Origin of the sequence: Synechococcus sp. KORDI-100 (genome assembly GCF_000737535.1) — a bacterium.
Lineage (GTDB): Bacteria > Cyanobacteriota > Cyanobacteriia > PCC-6307 > Cyanobiaceae > Parasynechococcus.
Window position 1 is genome coordinate 1,975,224 of record NZ_CP006269.1, and the last position, 18,063, is coordinate 1,993,286.

The following is an 18,063-nucleotide window of genomic DNA, read 5'->3' on the forward strand; positions in this document are numbered from 1 at the left end:
TGATGTAGGGGCTTTTTTTTAGCTTGATCAAAGCCAATTAACAGCTGGCCTGCACAGGCTCAACGACATGCTTCCCAAAGCTCACGGCAAAACGTTTCTGCCTCTGAAGCGATGTTGCCTGCACCTGCAGCCGCCATTCTCTTTACCAGAGCGCTGCCGACAATGGCACCATCTGCCCCCCAACGACGCACCTGTCTGACCTGATCAGGTCCTGAGATACCGAATCCCACGGCAACAGGAACTGGGGAACTTTGTTTCAACTGCTGGACCAGCCCCTGAACTCTGGTTTCCATCTGGGCCCGCTCACCGGTGACACCGGTCACACTGACGAGATAGGTGAAACCTCGACTTCTCTGAGCGATTCTGGCCATCCGAGCTTCCGGAGTTGTGGGCGCAACAAGCAGCACAAGATCAAGACCCTGCTGTGAAGCGATTGGTGAAAGACGATCTGCTTCCTCAAGAGGCAAATCGGGTATCACCAGGCCCGACGCACCGGCCATGGCAGCCTTCTCACAGAAGCGCTGCATTCCAAGGTTCAGCAGAGGATTGCTGTACGTAAAGAGGATCAGGGGAAGGTCAAAGTCATCCGGAAGCGACGACAACATCTCCATCACGTTGGCTGGCGTTGTTCCAGCCTGAAGTGCTCGACTGGCAGCGGCCTGAATCACAGGACCATCTGCAAGGGGGTCGCTGTAGGGAATGCCCAGCTCCACCATGTCAGCGCCACCACGCTGAAGGCCGAGCAACACCTCACGGGTGGTCGCCAGATCAGGATCACCTGCCATCAGAAACGGCATCAAAGCCATGCGGCCGTCCCGCTTCAGTTGCTCAAAACGCTGATGGATGGCATGCATGTCCCGGCCGTCGTCGAATCAACCCGATGAGCCTATGAGTCCGCCCTGACGTCATCCCCATCCAGACCAAGCCGTTGCAACAGAGCCCGCTGCTCATCCTCAGGGAGTGCGTCAAAGCGAGCTTCAAGATCCGCACGCTCCTTGGCGTCATACACCTCTCGGTAACGACGACGCTGATTCATATAGGTCATCTGCCCGGTGACAACACGGAACAAATAGGACCCCGTCCAGACCACCACAATCAGCACCAGCAGTGACTGAGCTGCAATCCCGGCTGAGAAACCACGGATACCAAGGGCCTCAAAACCGAGATAACCAACTCCTCCAAGTGCCAGGACGATCAGCCCGATGAAGAGAACCTTGGCGCGGGTCAATTCAGATCTCTCCCTGGCCGTTCATGCGCAGATTCAAAAATGGAGCAAACACCACCATGCCCGGGAAAAACAGAAAAACGCATCCATAGACCACGAGCCGCTCGATATTCCCCATCTGATGCCAGCGTTTGTTCATCCAGAAAAACAGCGCAAGAGGCACCACCAGCAGGTAGAGACCTGCGAGGACCCCATAGGCCGCAATGGCGAGCAGGCTCTGCTGCGGTATCCCGTTCAGCAGGGTCAGGAGATCCAAGGCGGTCCTGCGACTCACTGAAATTTAGAATGGCCACCAAGGGGGCGTGGCGGAATCGGTAGACGCACGCGACTTAAAATCGTTTGGGCCGTAAGGCCTGTGGGGGTTCAAGTCCCCCTGCCCCCATACGTTTTCTTTATCCCAAGTCTTGCCGGTAGCAGCTTCTGGGCAGCTGACTAACTTGTGAATGTGGCCAGTTTGGGGATGGCAGAACCGGCTGAAATTCAACGTCGCAGACAACGTGACGCTGGTGAATGCAACTGGGATCTTTGGGGAACCTATCTCGCTGAACGTCAGTGGGGAACGGTGCGGGAGGACTATTCCCATGACGGCGACGCCTGGAATCATTTCCCCTTTGATCACAGCCACCAAAGGACCTATCGCTGGGGCGAGGACGGTCTGCTCGGGCTTTGCGATACACAGGGGCTGATCTGCTTTGCGATGGCCCTCTGGAATGGCGAGGATGCCATCCTCAAGGAGCGACTCTTCGGCCTAAGCAATCCGGAAGGCAATCACGGCGAAGATCTCAAGGACTACATGTTTCACCTGGCCGGGACGCCCACCGGCAGTTATGCCAAAGCGCTTTACAAATATCCCCAGCGCCGCTTTCCCTACGAAACGCTTCGCGAGGAAAACAGGCAGAGAGATCGTTCTCAACCGGAATTCGAGCTCGTCGACACAGGCATCTTCAAAGAGAATCGCTACTTCGACGTCGCCATTGAATACGCCAAAGCCGATCCCGAAGACATCCTGATCAGGGTGACAGCGACCAATCGAGGACCCGAACCGGCAACGCTCCATCTGCTGCCTCAGCTGTGGCTGCGAAACACCTGGAGCTGGGGCACCGAAGGGGAGTCGAAACGCACCATGCATCACCAGGATGGAGCCGTCGTCACACCACCGATCTCTTCGCTACCTGCCTACGAACTCCGCTGCCGGGACAGCGCTGATCTCTGGTTCACAGACAATGAAACCAATACGCAGTCGCTGTACAACCAGGCTCTGCAATCGCCTTACGTCAAAGACGCCTTCCACCGGTATCTCATCGACGGTGACAAGGACGCCATCAATCCTCAACAGATCGGGAGCAAAAGCGCGTTCCATCTCGAGCAGCTGATTGAAAGCGGCAAGATCTGGACAGTGGACCTGCGACTCCAACGATCAGATCGCGAGAAGCCCACGGAACGCTTTGGCCAGCGGCACTTCGATCAGATCCTCGAGCAGCGTCAGACCGAGTGGCAGGAGTTCCTTCACTGGGTGGCACCTGGGCTTGGCGAGGATGAACGTCGGATCCACGCCGCCGCCGGCGCTGGCCTCTACTGGGGCCGTCAGTTTTACAACTGGTTCGTTCATCGTTGGCTTGTTGGAGACACCACGGGACCAAAGCCACCCGCCGAACGCTGGCAGACCGAACAGTCCTACTGGCGGAGCATGAAAGCCAGCGACATCATCTCCATGCCGGATGCCTGGGAATATCCCTATTTCTGCCAGTGGGATCTGATGTTTCATGCAGTCGCCTTTGCGGAATACGACCCTCACGAAGCAAGGCGCCAGGCAGGCATTCTCAGGACTTACAACTACACGGCAACGAACGGACAATCCCCGGCCTATGAATGGTCCCTCTCAGATCCAAACCCTCCAATCGGAGCATGGGCAACACTGAGAATCCATCAGATTGAGAAAAAGAGGGAAACAACAGCCTGTCTGGACAATCTGGCGTCTGATTACCGCAAATTGCTGCTTGATTACGGCTGGTGGGCCAATCGAACCGACCTGAATAAAGACAGCATGTTCGATGGTGGCTTTCTCGGTCTCGACAACATTGCGATCTTTGACCGATCAAGACCTCTGCAAGACGGCAGCACGATTGAGCAGCCTGATGGCACATCCTGGATGGGAATGTACAGCCTCAACATGTTGGAAATCGTCGTTGAGATTGGCCGCGAAGAGAGGGGTTACAGCGATTCAATTGGGCGCTTCATCAAGGATTTCTGGAAACTTGCCTATGCTCTGAATTCCGATGACGGGCGAAATTATGTGTGCTGGGATGAACAAGATGGCTTCTATTATGACGTGCTTTACCGATTGGATGGCAGTGCTGACTATCTCAGAACGCGATCTCTTGCGGGACTGATCCCCTTACTAGCCGTGGCATCGTTTGATCGAGAAACGGTGCAACAGTTTCCAATGCTCGACATTCAACCACTGCTGAAACAACGGGCGATTGATCGTGGTGAGCCCTTCCCAGAGCTCGACTATCTCGGTGAATGGCATCAAGACCGAATCCTTTACTCTTTGGTCCCGAAAAGTCGTCTCGTAAGAATTCTCAGGCGTGTCTTTGATGAACAAGAATTCCTGTCCCCCTATGGGATCAGAGGATTATCAAAACACTACGAAGAGAATCCATACACCTACCGCGAAGGTGACGAAGAAGGAACAATCAATTACAGCCCGGCAGATAGTCCTGTGCCCATGTTTGGAGGCAATTCCAATTGGCGAGGCCCCGTTTGGCTCCCGATCAATTACCTGATCATTGAAGCCCTGCAGAAATACGCGCACTACTTCGGCGACGACTTGAAAATGGAGTTCCCAACCGGTTCTGGGCATTGGCTGAATTTATGGGAAATCTCCCTAAGGCTTGAAGAGCGGCTGATCAATCTTTTCAGGCGAAATCAGGCCGATGCGAGACCATTTAATGGTTCGATTTCGTATTTCGACGACGATCCTCACTGGAGAGATCTGATTCGCTTCAATGAATATTTTCATGGAGACAATGGCAGAGGTCTGGGCGCCAGCCATCAAACCGGATGGACGGCCATTGTCTCCAAGATGATTACCCAGCTCAATCGATATTCCTAGCTGGCTGGCAGTAGCTCGCTGAGCCGTTCTCGGAACTCTCCCTTCTGCATCCCCCCCTTCATTTCCCCGTGAATGGCAAAGTCTCCCTCGGGGTCTGTCACCAGCAGATAGGTGGGCCAGCCCATTCCTTCCTTGTTCGGATACTGGGCCAGAAGAATTTTCCTGTATTTGCGGTAGGCCTCCGTGTCCTGGAGCATGACGGAAACGAAGTCGCAACCCAGTTCTTCAGCCACCTTGCCGTCGTAGTGACTCATGCGGTGACACGTACCGCAGTCCTCGGAGCTGAACTTGATCAGGTGCATGGGGACAGTTTCCAGGGAAGGATTTCTCCAGCATGGAAGGGCACCAGGCCATCCACAAGTTCGGGAATCAATTGATCAACGCGTTCCAGCGTGATCGTCCGGGTGTTCAACGGCAGGCGATAGAACGCGGGCCCGTAGCGACTGGCGAATCCCTCAAGGTGCGCCAGTGCTCCCTCCTGCTCAAACACTTGCGCATAGCTTTCCAGTGCGTAGGGAGCATTGAAGATCCCGGCGCAACCGCAGGAGGTCTCCTTCGATTGCCGCGAATGCGGCGCCGAATCAGTCCCCAGAAAAAATCTGGGATCTCCGCTGGTGGCGGCGTGGCGCAGGGCAAGCCGATGACGTTCCCTCTTGGCCACTGGAAGACAGTAGAAGTCACTTCTCAGGCCGCCAGCGAACATGGCATTCCGATTGATGTGGAGATGGTGGGGCGTGATGGTGGCCGCCAGATTGGAGTCCGTTGACATCACAATCTCAACCGCCTCTTCTGTGGTGATGTGTTCAAAAACCACCCGCAGATCAGGAAATCGCTTCAACAGTGGCTTGAGATGCTGGTCGATGAAACCCGCCTCTCGGTCAAACACATCTACCGTTGGATCGGTGAGCTCACCATGAATCAGCAGTGGCATGCCGATGCGCTGCATGCAGGACAGAACGCCGTTGATCCTCTGCAGGTCGGTGACGCCAGCCGCGGAATTCGTTGTGGCATTGGCGGGATAGAGCTTTGCCGCCGTGAAGACGCCCCTGCGAAATCCCTGTTCCAGATCAGCAGGATCAGTGGAATCAGTGAGGTACGCCGTCATCAGGGGCTCAAAGTCCAGATCGGCTGGGCAGGCTGATCGAATCCGCTCCCGGTAAGCCTCTGCCGCAGCTGTGGTGGTCACGGGCGGCTTCAGGTTTGGCATCACAATCGCCCGACGAAAGCTGCGGGCGGTGTGAGCCACGATCTTTTCCAGCATCGCCCCATCCCTCAGGTGAACGTGCCAGTCGTCGGGAGCGATCAGCGTGAGTCGGTCAGGCATTCCGGGCTGCTGACGGCAGGGAACCCACCGCCAGGCTGATGGCCTGCAGGCGATCGGCGGTGATGTTCTCCGCCGGCAGACGATCCAGGAGCTTGAGCTTGCGAAGTCTGTTTTCGGTGCTTCCCGTCGCTCCCACCATGAACACCTGACGTCCCACCTCAATCGCTTCCTTCACTGCATTCTCCAGGGCGATGGCCGCGGTGACACCAAGGTGAGACACCTCCGAGAGGTCGAACACCACCGCCTGACAGTTGCCGATGGCGTTGTGTTCACGGGAGATGGCCTTGGCCACCCCGAAAATCATCGGGCCAGCCAGCTGGAACAGCAACACCCTGCCCGCCGCCTGATCCAGAAGCGACTGCTCTTCTGAACTGAGCTCCACATCATCATCCGTGGTGCTGATCGTCTTGACGCGCCTCGACTGCAGTGCACTCATCCGATCAATGGTGAGCACGTTGGCCACGAAAACCCCGATTCCCACCGCGGTGATCAGATCCACAAGCACCGTCAGCAGAATCACGCCATAGGTGATCACCGCTGCTTTGAGAGAGAGGTGATGAGCCCGCTTCAGGAATTCCCAGTCGATGATGTCAATACCAACCTTGAGGGCGATCCCTGCCAAAACGGCAAGGGGGATCCGTGAGGCAAACGGCGACGCCAGAAGCACCACCAGCATCAGCACCATGGCCCTCACCACGCCCGAAAGAGCCGTGCGACCTCCCGCCTGAATATTGACCACCGTTCCCATCGTGGCTCCGGCCCCAGGCAGAGCTCCAAACAGACCGGAAGCGACATTGGCCAGGCCCTGACCGATGAGCTCCTTGTTGGAGTCGTGCTCCGTTCGCGTCAGGCTGTCGGCGACAACGGATGTGAGCAGGGCATCAATGCAACCGAGCATGCCCAGCACGGCGGCGTTCACCACCATCATCCGAATCTGACCTCCCGAGAAATCCGGAAGGCTGGGGGTTGGAAACTCCGCAGAAAATTCAGGAATCGTGCGGAGGCCGGCGCCCTGAAACGCTGTGACTGCAAGAAGTGTTCCCACCAGAAGGGCCAGCAACTGCGGCGGGCAGAACTTCTTCAGGCTGGAAGGGGTAAACCAGAGGATGGCCAGGGTGATCACGGCCAGCAGCAGCTCCATCGGCCGCGTGCCCTGGATCAGAGCAGGCAACTGGCTCAGCGTGCCGATCACGCCACCTTTCGGGTCCTGACCGAGGAACGGGGCCAGCTGCAGCAGGACGAGAATGATGCCGATGCCGGACATGAAGCCCGAGATCACCGTGTACGGCATCATCGTGATGTAGCGGCCCAGTCGAAACAGGCCGAACAGAATCTGGAAAATGCCGGCCAGCACCCCCACGGTGAAGGCCATGGCAAGGGCTTTTTCCGGACTCTCAGCCGTGCTGGCGAAACTGATCACCACCGAGGTGAACACCACCGTCATCGGGCCGGTGGGTTCGGAAATCAAGGTGGGGGTACCTCCGAAAAGGGACGCGACGAGGCCGATGATCACGGCCCCCCACAGTCCTGCCGCGGCACCAACTTCCGGAGCCCCTAATGCGTTGCCCACGGCGATGCCGAAGGCAAGAGCCATCGGCAGAGCGATCACTGCCGCTGTCAGGCCGCCAAAGACGTCACCGCGGATGTTGGTGGCGTTGATGCGGTTCAGCAAGAGTGGACCAGTGACTCGGGAGCGTGAACCTTAGGTCGCTTTCCCGGCAGAGCAGAATCAGGCCAGCTATCCCTCGAGAAACCGGATGCCCGAGGTGCCGCAATTTCTCCAGTACACCATTGAGGTGATTGGAGGCATCCTGCTGCTGTTCCTCGGAGGAGACCAGTTCGTCAAAGGGGCCGTCACGCTGGCCACGCTCTGCCGAATTCCCCAGCTGGTGATCGGCCTCACGGTTGTGGCCTTCGGCACCAGCGCTCCGGAGCTGTTCGTGAGCGTCAGCTCGATCCTCCAGAACTCCGATGATCTGGCCGTCAGCAACGTAGTGGGGAGCAACATTTTCAACATCCTTGTCGTGCTGGGCTGTTCGGCACTGGTGTTGCCACTTCGCGTCGAGAACCGCCTTGTACGCAGAGACGTACCGGTCCTTCTGGCCATCTCATCGGCAGCCTGGGGCATGGCCTCGGCGGGACGGATGACCTGGCAGGCCGGTGTGGCCCTTTTGATCGGACTGCTGATCAACACCGTCTGGGAGATCCGTACAGCCCAGGAAGTCCACCACGATGAGGATCAGGAGGCGGACACGCCGCTGCCAGCGACAACCGGACGAGGACGGGCCCTTGTGATCGCCATGATCCAGTTGGCAGCTGGCATCACGCTGCTCGTTCTCGGCTCCCGAACACTGGTGAGCGGAGCCAGTGCAGCGGCGGCTTATCTGAACGTTCCCACCGCCGTGATCGGTTTGACCATCGTGGCGACGGGAACGTCAACGCCCGAACTGATCACATCAGTGGTTGCCACCATGAAGGGGCGGACCGACCTTGCCGTCGGCAACGTGGTCGGCAGCTGCCTGCTGAATCTGTTGATGGTGCTCGGGGGCTGTGCAGCCATCAGCGGTCAGGCAGGGCTGCAGGTCACCGGTGAGCTGATCACGGAGGACCTGCCGGTGATGATGATCGCCACTCTGGTCTGCCTGCCGATCTTCTGGTCTCGGCGCAGCATTTCGCGGATTGAGGGCGCGATTCTGCTCACGGGCTACGCCGTTTATCTCACCGATAACGTTCTGCCCCGAACTTCCCTGGCGTCCTGGCAGGAGGAATTTCGGTTGGCAGCACTTTGTCTTGTGCTTCCCATCTTTCTGGCCGTGATCATCACCCAGGTGGTGATTCACCTGCGGCTCAAAAAAGCGGGCTGAAGCCACACGTAATGCCGATCACCGGCTTGTGTATCGGCCCAAAAAAATCAAGTTGTATTTACACATGAGGGGCTGACCACTCGATCTTTAATGTCCATGCTTTGAGGGCGTCGCTCGGCTTGCCGATGCTCGAGCTGCTTCCTCCCCTTAACGACAAGAATCTTCCCTGGCTCGACGTCATTCATCCGATCGTCGTTCACTTTGTGATCTCCATGGCGCTGATCACCGTTGTGTTCGACGTGATCGGAGTCGTCACGGGAAAGAAGAATCTGTTCGAGGTCAGCTTCTGGAATCTGATCGTTGCCACCGTGGCCATCTTCGTGGCCATCATCTTTGGCCAGGTCGAAGCCGGCCTCGCCAATCCCTATGGGGCTTCGAGGGACATCCTCAACTACCACAGCACCATCGGCTGGTCCCTGGCCGGCGTCCTGGCGTTGCTGACCGGATGGCGTTATGTCGCTCGTCAGAAAGATCCAACAATGCTGCCGAAAGGATTTCTGGCGGTCGACTTCGTGCTGGCAGGTCTTGTCTTCGCCCAGGTCTACCTGGGAGACAAGCTGGTGTGGGTGTACGGCTTGCACACCGTGCCCGTGGTTGATGCGATTCGAGAAGGGGTGCTGTCGTGAGCCTGATCGCCTCAATCAGCTCGCCGATCAACGAGATCAGCGACTCACTGGGTGCCAACGATCTTCCCTACGCCATCCCTCTGCACCCGAATCTGGTGCATCTGACGATTGGCCTATTCGCGATCGGCATCGCCTTTGACTTCGCCGGCGCGTTCTACCCCCTCGAGAAGCGGGTCTTCCGCTTCCTCGCTCTGCCGGTCACCCGAAGCGGCTTCCACGATGTGGGCTGGTACAACCTGGTGGCCTGCAGCGGCATCACCTTCTTCACCGTGGCCGCCGGTTTCTATGAAATGTTGCTGGCGGTGCCGCTGCCCGGCATCCGCAGCATCATCGGCCAAACCGCCATCGACACCATGCTCTGGCACGCCATAGGCGGTGTTGCCATTCTGCTGGTGATCGTCGCCATGACCGTCTGGCGCGGCTATCAACGGTTTGTCTGGCGGAAGGACCTGGGTCGCCAGGTCACCTGGCTCTATCTCCTGGCAGGAGCCTCGATGCTTGTGTTGATGGGGCTGCACGGCAGCCTCGGAGCCTGGCTGGCCAGCGATTTCGGCGTCCACATCACCGCTGACCAGCTTCTGGCTGCCGGTGCTGATCTGAATGAGGTGCTGCCATGACGACGACTGCTCCCAAATCAGGACCGAACATCGGTGCCATTGTGATCATCGCGATGGCCGTGGCGATCAACCTGGTGATCGCCAAGTTGATGGCGACCTGGTCCTACAGCTGGTTCCCACCTCAAGCCTCCACTGCTGCGCCCTTCGTTGACGATCTGTTCGCTCTGGAGACGGGAATCGGCTCCTTCATTTTCTTCGGCTGCACCGGCGTGATGGGCTGGGTGCTGTTGTTCAACCGCGCGGACAAATATGACGAAAGCGACGGTGCTCCGATCGAAGGCAACACCAAGCTCGAAATCATCTGGACAATCATCCCCCTGGTGACGGTCTTTGTGATCGCCACTTACACGATGAACGTCAATATGAAGCTTCAGAACCTCGGTCCGAAGCACAAATACGTCATCGGCACCGATCCCACCGCGCTAGTGGAGAGCGATCCCATTGCCGACGTGGGACCGATTGATGTGATTGCACGGCAATGGAGCTGGGAATTCATCTACCCCAATGGAGTCCGCAGCTCGGAACTGCATCTCCCCGTCGATCAGCGGGTCAACTTCCGGCTCACATCAGAAGACGTTCTGCACAGTTTCTTCGTACCGGCATTCCGGCTCAAGCAGGACATCATCCCCGGCAGCGTCATTTCCTACAGCCTCACGCCAACGAAAGAAGGGCGATTTCGGTTGCGGGACGCCATGTTCAGCGGCGCCTATTTCTCCCAGAACCAGACCGATGTGATCGTTGAATCCGATCAGGCCTACAGCGATTGGCTGAAGACAACCGCAAAGCGACCGCTGCAGCCCGGTCTCGATCCAGGCAGAGCGCTCTATGACCGCCGCATCGCGAGCGGTGACAAGGGATGGGCCACGGTTCCACCGGCACCAGCCCCGATGGTGAACGACCCCGGCGATCCCTCCATCCCCCACGACGCCTGAGCCATGACCACCACCAACTACGACCCCCGCGTCCTCAAGGCGCCCCATCCGGTGCCCGGTGCGCCTGACAACTGGAAGCGCTTCTTCAGCTTCAACACCGATGCCAAGGTGATTGGCATCCAGTACATCGCCACCTCGCTGTTCTTCCTGCTGGTGGGAGGTCTGCTGGCCATGATTGTGCGCGGTGAGCTGATTACACCGCCTGCCGATCTGGTGGACCCAAGTGTCTACAACGGCCTCTACACGATGCATGGAACGGTGATGCTGTTCCTGTTTCTGTTCCCGATCCTCAACGGCTTCAACAATCTGTTGATCCCGACGATGATCGGCGCACCGGACATGGCGTTTCCAAAGCTCAACGCTGCAGCCTTCTGGTTGGTTCCGGTGTTTGCGACTGTGCTGATGGGCAGCTTCTTCGCTCCCGGCGGTCCGGCCTCCTCGGGATGGTGGTCCTATCCGCCGATGAGCCTGCAGAACCCTCTGGGGCACTTCATCAATGGAGAGTTCCTCTGGATCCTGGCGGTGGCGTTGTCTGGCATCTCCTCGATCATGGGTGCCGTCAACTTTGTGACGACGATCATCCGAATGCGAGCCCCAGGGATGGGTTTTTTCAAGATGCCGGTGTTCGTCTGGACCGCCTGGGCTGCCCAGACCATCCAGCTGGTCGGCCTGCCAGCTCTCACCGGTGGTGCCGTGATGCTGCTGTTTGACCTCAGCTTCGGCACCAGCTTTTTCCGGCCTGAAGGAGGAGGAGATCCAGTGCTCTTCCAGCACTTCTTCTGGTTCTATTCCCATCCGGCCGTGTACGTGCTGGTGCTGCCGGTGTTCGGCATCTTTTCCGAACTGTTCCCGGTGTATGCCCGCAAGCCTCTATTTGGCTACCGCTTTGTGGCGATTGCCTCCTTCGGCATCACCTTCCTCAGCCTGATCGTGTGGGCGCACCACATGTTCTACACAGGCACGCCGAACTGGATGCGCCATATCTTCATGTTCACCACGATGTTGATCGCCGTTCCCACCGGGGTGAAGGTTTTCGCCTGGCTGGGCACACTCTGGAGGGGCAACCTTCGCCTGAACACGCCGATGCTGTTCTGCCTCGGAGGCCTGTTCAACTTCATTTTCGCCGGCATCACAGGTGTGATGCTGGCCACGGTGCCCATCGACATTCACGTCGGCAACACCGCCTTCGTTGTGGCTCACTTCCACTACGTGATCTTCAACACGATCGGATTTGGGGTCTTCGCCGGCATCTACCACTGGTTCCCCAAATTCACTGGCCGGATGTACTACGAAGGCCTCGGCAAGGTGCATTTCGCGCTCACCTTCATCGGCGCCACACTCAACTGGCTCCCGATTCACTGGGCCGGATTGCTCGGGATGCCGCGACGGGTGGCGTCTTACGACCCTGAATTCGCCATCTGGAACGTTCTGGGCAGCATCGGCGCCTTCATGCTCGGCGTCGCTTCGATCCCCTTCATCCTCAACATGGTGAGCTCATGGGCACGGGGTCCGAAGGCTCCCCCCAATCCCTGGCGGGCCATCGGCCTGGAGTGGCTGCTGCCCTCACCGCCTCCGGCTGAGAACTTCGAGGACGACATCCCCACCGTGATCAGCGAGCCCTACGGCTACGGCCTGGGCCACCCTCTCGTCGACGACGAGAAGTTCTACATCCGCCGCTCCCAGGAGGCCTGACCCGATGACCAGCATCAACCCGGAGCTTCCGCTCAATCACACCCCTGGCCATGTGAAGCACGACGGTCACAACATGACCGGTTTCGTGATCTTCCTCTGCTCGGAAAGCGTCATTTTCCTGGCGTTCTTCGCTGGCTATGCCGTGCTCAAACTCACTGCACCCCAGTGGCTTCCCGACGGCGTCGACGGCTTGGAGGTACGCACGCCACTGATCAACACCGTGATTCTGGTGAGTTCCAGCTTCGTGGCGTACGTTGCCGAGCGCTACCTACACCATCGCAACCTCTGGGGATTCCGGGCGGTCTGGCTGCTCACCATGGCGATGGGGTCGTACTTCGTCTACGGGCAATACGTCGAATGGTCAGAACTCAGCTTCAGCCTCAGCAGCGGCGTCTTCGGGGGATTGTTCTATCTGCTCACGGGCTTTCACGGCTTGCATGTGATCACCGGCATCCTGCTGATGGGTCTGATGCTGGCGCGCTCCTTCCGTCCAGGCAATTACGACAAGGGAGAGATGGGCGTCGCTTCAGTGAGCCTGTTCTGGCATTTCGTCGATGTGATCTGGATCATCCTCTTCCTCCTCATCTACGTCTGGCAGTAATCCCATGATCATCGACGACCATCATTACGACGTCATTGTCATCGGCAGCGGTGCAGGCGGCGGGACCCTCGCCGGTGCCCTGAGCAGGGCAGGCAAGAACGTCCTCGTGCTTGAGCGTGGCGGGGCCATGGCTCTCGAAGATCAAAACGTGGCCGACGTGGACCTGTTTCGCAAGGACCGCTACCACCCCAAAAACGAACGCTGGTTTGGCCCTGATGGCGATCCCTTCGCCCCGCAGACCACGTACGCCCGCGGCGGCAACACCAAAATCTGGGGCGCCGTGCTTGAGCGCATGCGCGAGAAGGACTTCACGGAAGTGCCATTGCAGGAGGGCGTGTCCCCTGCCTGGCCCTTTGACTACAACGAACTGGCTCCCTACTACGAGCAGGCCGAACAGCTCTATCGCGTGCATGGCAAAGCGGGTGTTGATCCATCAGAACCGAGCCGTGCGGGTCCCTACGCCTCCGAACCGAAACCCTTTGAACCATTTCTGGAGCCGCTTCGCGCCGCCCTGAAGCGACAGGGATGCCAGCCCTATGACATCCCGATCAGCTGGTCAGAAGACAAGGACGACCCCAGCGGCGATGCTCAACTCTTCGGCCTCGAAGCCGGCGACAACAATCGTCTTAACCTGCGCGAGAACGCCAGGGTGCTGCGCCTTCATGTGAACCCCTCCGGTCGTGAAGTGAAAGGAGTGGAGGCGGAGGTTGATGGAGACACATGGATGTTTCGCAGTGATGTGGTGGTGCTCGCCGCAGGTGCCGTCAATACCCCGGTGATCCTGCTGCGCTCGGCGAACTCACATCACCCCAAGGGCATCAGCAACGGCTCGGACCAGGTGGGGCGCAATCTGATGAACCTGCAGCTCACCTCGATTCTGCAGCTGGCCAGCGAGCGCAACAGCGGTCGCTACGGACGCTCACTGGGGATCAACGACTACTACTGGGGAGACAAGAACGTCAGCTTCCCGCTTGGCCATATTCAGACCGCTGGTGGGGTCCTTCAGGATGCTCTTTTCGCCGAATCCCCCCCCGTGCTCTCCCTGGTGAGCAAATTGATTCCAGATTTCGGCCTGGAACGTCTGGCCTCACGTTCCGTGGCCTGGTGGGCAATGACGGAAGTCATGCCGGATCCCCACAACAAGATTTGGTTGCACAACGACCAGATCCGGATCAACTACATCCACAACAACCGGGAAGCCCACGACCGTTTGGTTTACCGCTGGATCGACACCCTCAAGGCGGTCGAAAACGATCCGGTGACCAAGGTGGTGCTGAAGGCCCCCACCCATGCAAGAGGGGAGGCGCCATTGAGCGTGGTGGGCTTTGGATGTGGGTCCTGTCGCATGGGCAACGACCCGACCACTTCGGTTTTGAATTCAGACGGGCGCTGCCACGAACTGGAGAACCTCTATGTGGCCGATGCCAGCGCTTTCCCCAGCTGTCCGAGTGTGGGGCCTGGACTCACCGTGATCGCCCTCGCCCTGCGCCTTGCCGCAAAACTGACCTAGATCGCATCTGTCAGGCGTCGTTGCCCAACTGAACTGGACGTGTTTCCGTTTGAACGGGGAGACACCTAAGGATTCAAGGACGTTTTGAGCAACAGCACCCTGTCCCCGAGAACCTTGAGCTGGTAGGTCGCGGTGTCTGTCGTCACGTCGAGTTTGTGAAGTTGTTGTGCCTCGCGTCCCTGGAAGTCCTCCAGGGACAACTCGCGCAACTCCACCTCCTCGCGTCTGGGTCCTAGCTCCTTGGACCACACCGGCACTCCCATGGCCTGCTGCCAGAACCGCTTGATCGTCGTGGCGTTGATCTCGATGGCAGCGGATGGGGCCAGCTCCTCAGAGGCGAGCAGCGCCGGATCCTTGCGAGCTGGTGTCAGCGCCGTAAGCGGCAGCCGTTGCGTTGGGTTGGCGCTCGACGACGACGTGGCCGAAGAGTTCTGCGTGGGTTGAACAGGCCCCTCAGCCGCTGCATCGGCTGGACAGTCCGGCACAGGCTCATCTGGAAGATCCACCGTCTCCTCATCACCAGGCGGCGACGGAAGCGTGTCGATCAGATCCAACTCCACGGAGGCAAGAGTCTGCTGCTGGGCGACACGTCGAGTGATTCTCACCAGCTTGGCCGTGTTGTCGACCACGGTGAAATCGCCGCCCTCGGCGAGGGCAGAGCCTTTCAGGTCTGCAGCAGCACGGCTTCCCACCAAGATCCAGACTCCGTGAATCGCCGTTGCCATTCCCAGGGGAATGGCAACGGCGAGCAGCTCAGGAGCGCGCTGCCGCAGGGAGTTGAAGCTCAACATCGAGAGCTGTTTCGTCGAGAAGCGACACAAGGTCGTGAACAACACCCCAGGGGACCCCGGGGGAAAGCACGAGGCGAATGCGGGTGCAGGAATCAAGCTGCTCGGCCCGCCTGATCAGACCGGGCATCACGGCTGAGTCGATCGGGCGGTTCCAGAGGCGGATGGAACTGTCCCCTGCCACGAAGAACGTGACAATTCCACGGCGGGCGGACTGCTGGGCCCGCCACTGAGGCAGCACGATCAAAGCCGTGACCAGCAGCAGCTGCGAGACAGCCACAGCGGCAAGTCCGGCACACCATGCCATCGATCCCGTCCGGTTCATGGACGAACCTCCTCGAGCTGCAGATGCACCGGCACAGCACTGATTGTCTGCAGCCAGGCCAGATCGACCGCCACCTGCTCTGCAGAGCGACCGCTGGACGGCAGGAAGCGGACACCTCCAGACGGTCGATCGTCACCGGTCAGCGTCTGATTGAGACGATTGGCAGCGATTGGCTCACCGTTGAGAAACCAACTGCCGCTCGGGGATCGCACCAGGAACCATCCCTCAGCCCCTTGGCTGCTGATCGCCATTGATTCAATGACAACAACCTCTGATAGCAATGACGAGAACAACGCAATCGCGGTGGTCAGGATCAATGTGACCGCAGTGAGAGCCAGCACAAGAGGCATCAGAGCGACGAACAGGCCTCACGCAGGCCAGCGATGACCGAGCGTCGCTGCATGCGGTTCAAACGTTGAACAATTAACGCGACGACAGACACCAGCAGGCCCAAAGCCGTTCCAACCAGGATCTGACCGTAGTCAACGATCAGGGAATCTCCCCTAGGCAAAAGCATTTCGGGGCCGAGCTTCTGCAACAGCTTCATCAGGCCAAGGACCGTGCTGAGAAGCCCCAGGAGAGGGCCCAGCACCATGGCGATCGAGACTGGGTTCCCATCGACTGAATTGTCGATCCAGGCGACGCAAGCGCTGGTTCAGCTCCCGTTCTGCGTCCAGAGGTTGAAGGACCTGGAGACTCTGCCTCAACTCATCAATCCGACTGCTGGCTGAGCGGCTCCAATGAAACCAGTGCTGGAGGCGATTCACTCCGGCGGCCATGACCGCGATGGACAACAGCAAAATAGGTGCCATCAAAACACCTCCTTGCCTGAGCACGTCAGGCCCGAACACCCAGTCGATGCGACTCGCAAGAAGTTAAGTGCAAATGCCTGTTTTGCCTTGTTGCCGGCCTGCTTGACAGACGCCAAAGCCTGTTCAGCTCATCGTGACGAACTCCTCGGATACCGATGGATGCAGGGCCATGGTGCGATCAAAATCCGCCTTGGTGGCGCCCATCCCGAGGGGAATCGCCGCCATCTGAATGATTTCCGCGGCGTGCTCGCCCACCATGTGGCATCCCACGACCCGATCCGTGGATTGATCGACGATCAGTTTGAGAAGGCAGCGGTGACCATCGGCTGGCAGAGCCCTCTCCATCGAACGGAAACGGGCCCGGTGCACCGCAATCCCGTCTCGTCCGAAACGTTCAGTCGCCTGCTGTTCCGACAGACCCACCGAAGCAAGTTCCGGGTCGCAGAACACCGCCTTGGCGACCAGATCATGATCGACCTGGCGGGGACGGTCTCCAAAAACACTGTCCGCAAATGCCCGACCTTCATCGATCGCGACAGGCGTGAGATTGACGCGATCGGTGACATCCCCAACGGCATAGATGTGGGGAACATTCGTGCACTGATCAGCATCGACGGGGATGCGGCCATCCTCCAGATGCACGCCCGCACACTCCAGACCGAGTCCAGCCAGCCAGGGGCGACGTCCGGTGGCCATCAACACACCGCCGCAGGGAATGGTCAGGCCGTCAGTGAGCTCAACGCGGAGATGACCAGGTTCACCATCGATGGCCTTGACACTCACACCGAACTGCACGTGGATCCCGCTGTCCCGCATCGCATCAAGCACGGCGTCAGCCAGTTCGTGATCAAACCCGCGCAGCAGACGATCTCCCCGCACCACCATCGTGACCGAGAGCCCGAGGCCCCTGAGAATGGATGCGAATTCACAGGCAATGAATCCGGCACCCACCACCACCACGGCGTCCGGATAGGTCTTCTGCTCGAACATGTCGTCGCTGATCCAGGCAAGGTCAACACCGGGCACTGCCGGAGAAGCAGGACGTCCACCGACAGCAATCAGGATCCTGGTGGCTGTCAGTTGATGCTGAATCGGTCCATCACGATCTGAAGCGATCCCGATGCTGTGGGACCCGGTGAGGCGACCCCAGCCGCGAATCAACTCAACTCCCGCTTTCTCGAGAAAGTTGATGTGCAGGGTATTGAGGCGATCCACCTCGGCACGCACCCGTTGCAGCAGGTCGCTGACGTCGGAATCAACTTCGGGAATGCTGAGCCCGTAGGCGGGTGCATCCCTCAGTTGGTGGCGAGCCCGAGCCCCGTACACCAGAAGTTTCTTGGGGACACAGCCGCGAATCACGCAGGTGCCACCAACCCTGTCACCTTCCACGATCGCGACCCTGGCGCCATGACGAGCTGCCCGTTTCGCCGCTGCAAGGCCACCAGAGCCGGCTCCAAGAACGATAAGATCAAAATCGGCGTCCATTCAGGAGCAACCACTGCATTCATTGTCACGATCCTGACCGTGCATGGTGAACGCCTGGACATGGGTCAGCGGCGGCAGGACTGTTCGGCTCCCATGAAGAAACTGGGAGAATGGCAGGCCTTTGGACGGGGTGCCCGGGCACCCGTG

Annotated in this window: 19 protein-coding genes and 1 tRNA gene; 9 read left to right on the forward strand and 11 right to left on the reverse strand. The window is 58.8% G+C overall.

Annotated elements, in window-relative coordinates; all coding sequences use genetic code 11:
- Window positions 1-59: 59 nt before the first annotated feature.
- From trpA to KR100_RS10170, 3 genes are read right to left on the reverse strand one after another with little or no spacing between them, the layout of a single operon-like run.
- Window positions 60-854, reverse strand: a complete 795-nt coding sequence (gene trpA, locus KR100_RS10160) for a tryptophan synthase subunit alpha (protein WP_038545493.1) — start codon at window positions 852-854, stop codon at window positions 60-62.
- Window positions 855-886: 32 nt separating this feature from the next.
- Window positions 887-1,228 (reverse strand): DUF3007 family protein, encoded by a 342-nt coding sequence (locus KR100_RS10165; protein WP_038545495.1) that lies wholly within the window; start codon window positions 1,226-1,228, stop codon window positions 887-889.
- Between the two features lies 1 nt (window position 1,229).
- On the reverse strand, window positions 1,230-1,481 hold the full coding sequence (locus KR100_RS10170) for an NAD(P)H-quinone oxidoreductase subunit L (RefSeq protein ID WP_038545498.1): 252 nt from the start codon (window positions 1,479-1,481) through the stop codon (window positions 1,230-1,232).
- 40 nt (window positions 1,482-1,521) lie between these two features.
- Here KR100_RS10170 and KR100_RS10175 point away from each other — a divergent pair.
- Together KR100_RS10175 and KR100_RS10180 are read left to right on the forward strand one after the other, a co-directional pair.
- Window positions 1,522-1,607, forward strand: a tRNA-Leu gene (locus tag KR100_RS10175).
- A gap of 78 nt (window positions 1,608-1,685) precedes the next feature.
- A complete protein-coding gene (locus tag KR100_RS10180; RefSeq protein ID WP_051847458.1) occupies window positions 1,686-4,340 on the forward strand; it encodes a glucosidase in 2,655 nt (884 codons plus the stop codon).
- On the opposite strand, the gene KR100_RS10185 is transcribed toward KR100_RS10180, so the two are convergent.
- Genes KR100_RS10185 through KR100_RS10195 form a run of 3 tightly spaced genes read right to left on the reverse strand, consistent with a single transcriptional unit; the run spans window position 4,337 to window position 7,336 of the window.
- Window positions 4,337-4,642 (reverse strand): thioredoxin family protein, encoded by a 306-nt coding sequence (locus KR100_RS10185; protein ID WP_038545504.1) that lies wholly within the window; start codon window positions 4,640-4,642, stop codon window positions 4,337-4,339. The two genes, KR100_RS10180 and KR100_RS10185, sit on opposite strands and share 4 nt — an antisense overlap.
- Window positions 4,633-5,664 (reverse strand): dihydroorotase, encoded by a 1,032-nt coding sequence (gene pyrC, locus KR100_RS10190; protein ID WP_038545507.1) that lies wholly within the window; start codon window positions 5,662-5,664, stop codon window positions 4,633-4,635. Before pyrC ends, KR100_RS10185 begins: the two co-directional genes overlap by 10 nt.
- A complete protein-coding gene (locus KR100_RS10195; RefSeq protein ID WP_038545510.1) occupies window positions 5,657-7,336 on the reverse strand; it encodes a SulP family inorganic anion transporter in 1,680 nt (559 codons plus the stop codon). Before KR100_RS10195 ends, pyrC begins: the two co-directional genes overlap by 8 nt.
- A 94-nt stretch (window positions 7,337-7,430) precedes the next feature.
- On the opposite strand from KR100_RS10195, the gene KR100_RS10200 reads away from it, so the two are divergent.
- The 7 genes from KR100_RS10200 (at window position 7,431) to KR100_RS10230 (ending at window position 14,506) form a co-directional block, all read left to right on the forward strand.
- Window positions 7,431-8,528, forward strand: coding sequence for a calcium/sodium antiporter (locus KR100_RS10200; RefSeq protein ID WP_038548593.1), 1,098 nt, complete (start codon window positions 7,431-7,433; stop codon window positions 8,526-8,528).
- A gap of 125 nt (window positions 8,529-8,653) precedes the next feature.
- On the forward strand, window positions 8,654-9,154 hold the full coding sequence (locus tag KR100_RS10205) for a DUF2231 domain-containing protein (RefSeq protein ID WP_038545515.1): 501 nt from the start codon (window positions 8,654-8,656) through the stop codon (window positions 9,152-9,154).
- Window positions 9,151-9,771: a DUF2231 domain-containing protein gene (locus KR100_RS10210; protein ID WP_038545518.1), complete on the forward strand. Its 621-nt coding sequence runs from the start codon at window positions 9,151-9,153 to the stop codon at window positions 9,769-9,771. The genes KR100_RS10205 and KR100_RS10210 overlap by 4 nt, the downstream gene beginning before the upstream one ends.
- On the forward strand, window positions 9,768-10,703 hold the full coding sequence (locus KR100_RS10215) for a cytochrome c oxidase subunit II (protein ID WP_038545521.1): 936 nt from the start codon (window positions 9,768-9,770) through the stop codon (window positions 10,701-10,703). The genes KR100_RS10210 and KR100_RS10215 overlap by 4 nt, the downstream gene beginning before the upstream one ends.
- A 3-nt stretch (window positions 10,704-10,706) precedes the next feature.
- Complete coding sequence (locus KR100_RS10220) at window positions 10,707-12,395, forward strand: cbb3-type cytochrome c oxidase subunit I (RefSeq protein ID WP_038545524.1); 1,689 nt, start codon at window positions 10,707-10,709, stop codon at window positions 12,393-12,395.
- 4 nt (window positions 12,396-12,399) lie between these two features.
- On the forward strand, window positions 12,400-12,996 hold the full coding sequence (locus tag KR100_RS10225; protein WP_038545528.1) for a heme-copper oxidase subunit III: 597 nt from the start codon (window positions 12,400-12,402) through the stop codon (window positions 12,994-12,996).
- 4 nt (window positions 12,997-13,000) lie between these two features.
- Window positions 13,001-14,506 (forward strand): GMC oxidoreductase, encoded by a 1,506-nt coding sequence (locus tag KR100_RS10230; protein ID WP_038545532.1) that lies wholly within the window; start codon window positions 13,001-13,003, stop codon window positions 14,504-14,506.
- A gap of 65 nt (window positions 14,507-14,571) precedes the next feature.
- Here the strand turns inward: KR100_RS10230 and KR100_RS10235 are convergent, their stop codons facing one another.
- From KR100_RS10235 to gorA, 5 genes are all read right to left on the reverse strand, one after another.
- Window positions 14,572-15,297 (reverse strand): hypothetical protein, encoded by a 726-nt coding sequence (locus KR100_RS10235; protein ID WP_038545536.1) that lies wholly within the window; start codon window positions 15,295-15,297, stop codon window positions 14,572-14,574.
- Complete coding sequence (locus KR100_RS10240; protein ID WP_038545539.1) at window positions 15,260-15,619, reverse strand: hypothetical protein; 360 nt, start codon at window positions 15,617-15,619, stop codon at window positions 15,260-15,262. The genes KR100_RS10235 and KR100_RS10240 overlap by 38 nt, the downstream gene beginning before the upstream one ends.
- Entirely contained in the window at window positions 15,616-15,870 is a 255-nt protein-coding gene (locus tag KR100_RS10245) for a hypothetical protein (RefSeq protein WP_156098033.1), read from the reverse strand. The genes KR100_RS10240 and KR100_RS10245 overlap by 4 nt, the downstream gene beginning before the upstream one ends.
- Before the next feature lie 98 nt (window positions 15,871-15,968).
- On the reverse strand, window positions 15,969-16,214 hold the full coding sequence (locus tag KR100_RS15395; RefSeq protein ID WP_051847459.1) for a MotA/TolQ/ExbB proton channel family protein: 246 nt from the start codon (window positions 16,212-16,214) through the stop codon (window positions 15,969-15,971).
- A 340-nt stretch (window positions 16,215-16,554) separates the two neighbouring features.
- Window positions 16,555-17,916, reverse strand: coding sequence for a glutathione-disulfide reductase (gene gorA, locus KR100_RS10255; protein WP_038545545.1), 1,362 nt, complete (start codon window positions 17,914-17,916; stop codon window positions 16,555-16,557).
- Window positions 17,917-18,063: the final 147 nt, after the last annotated feature.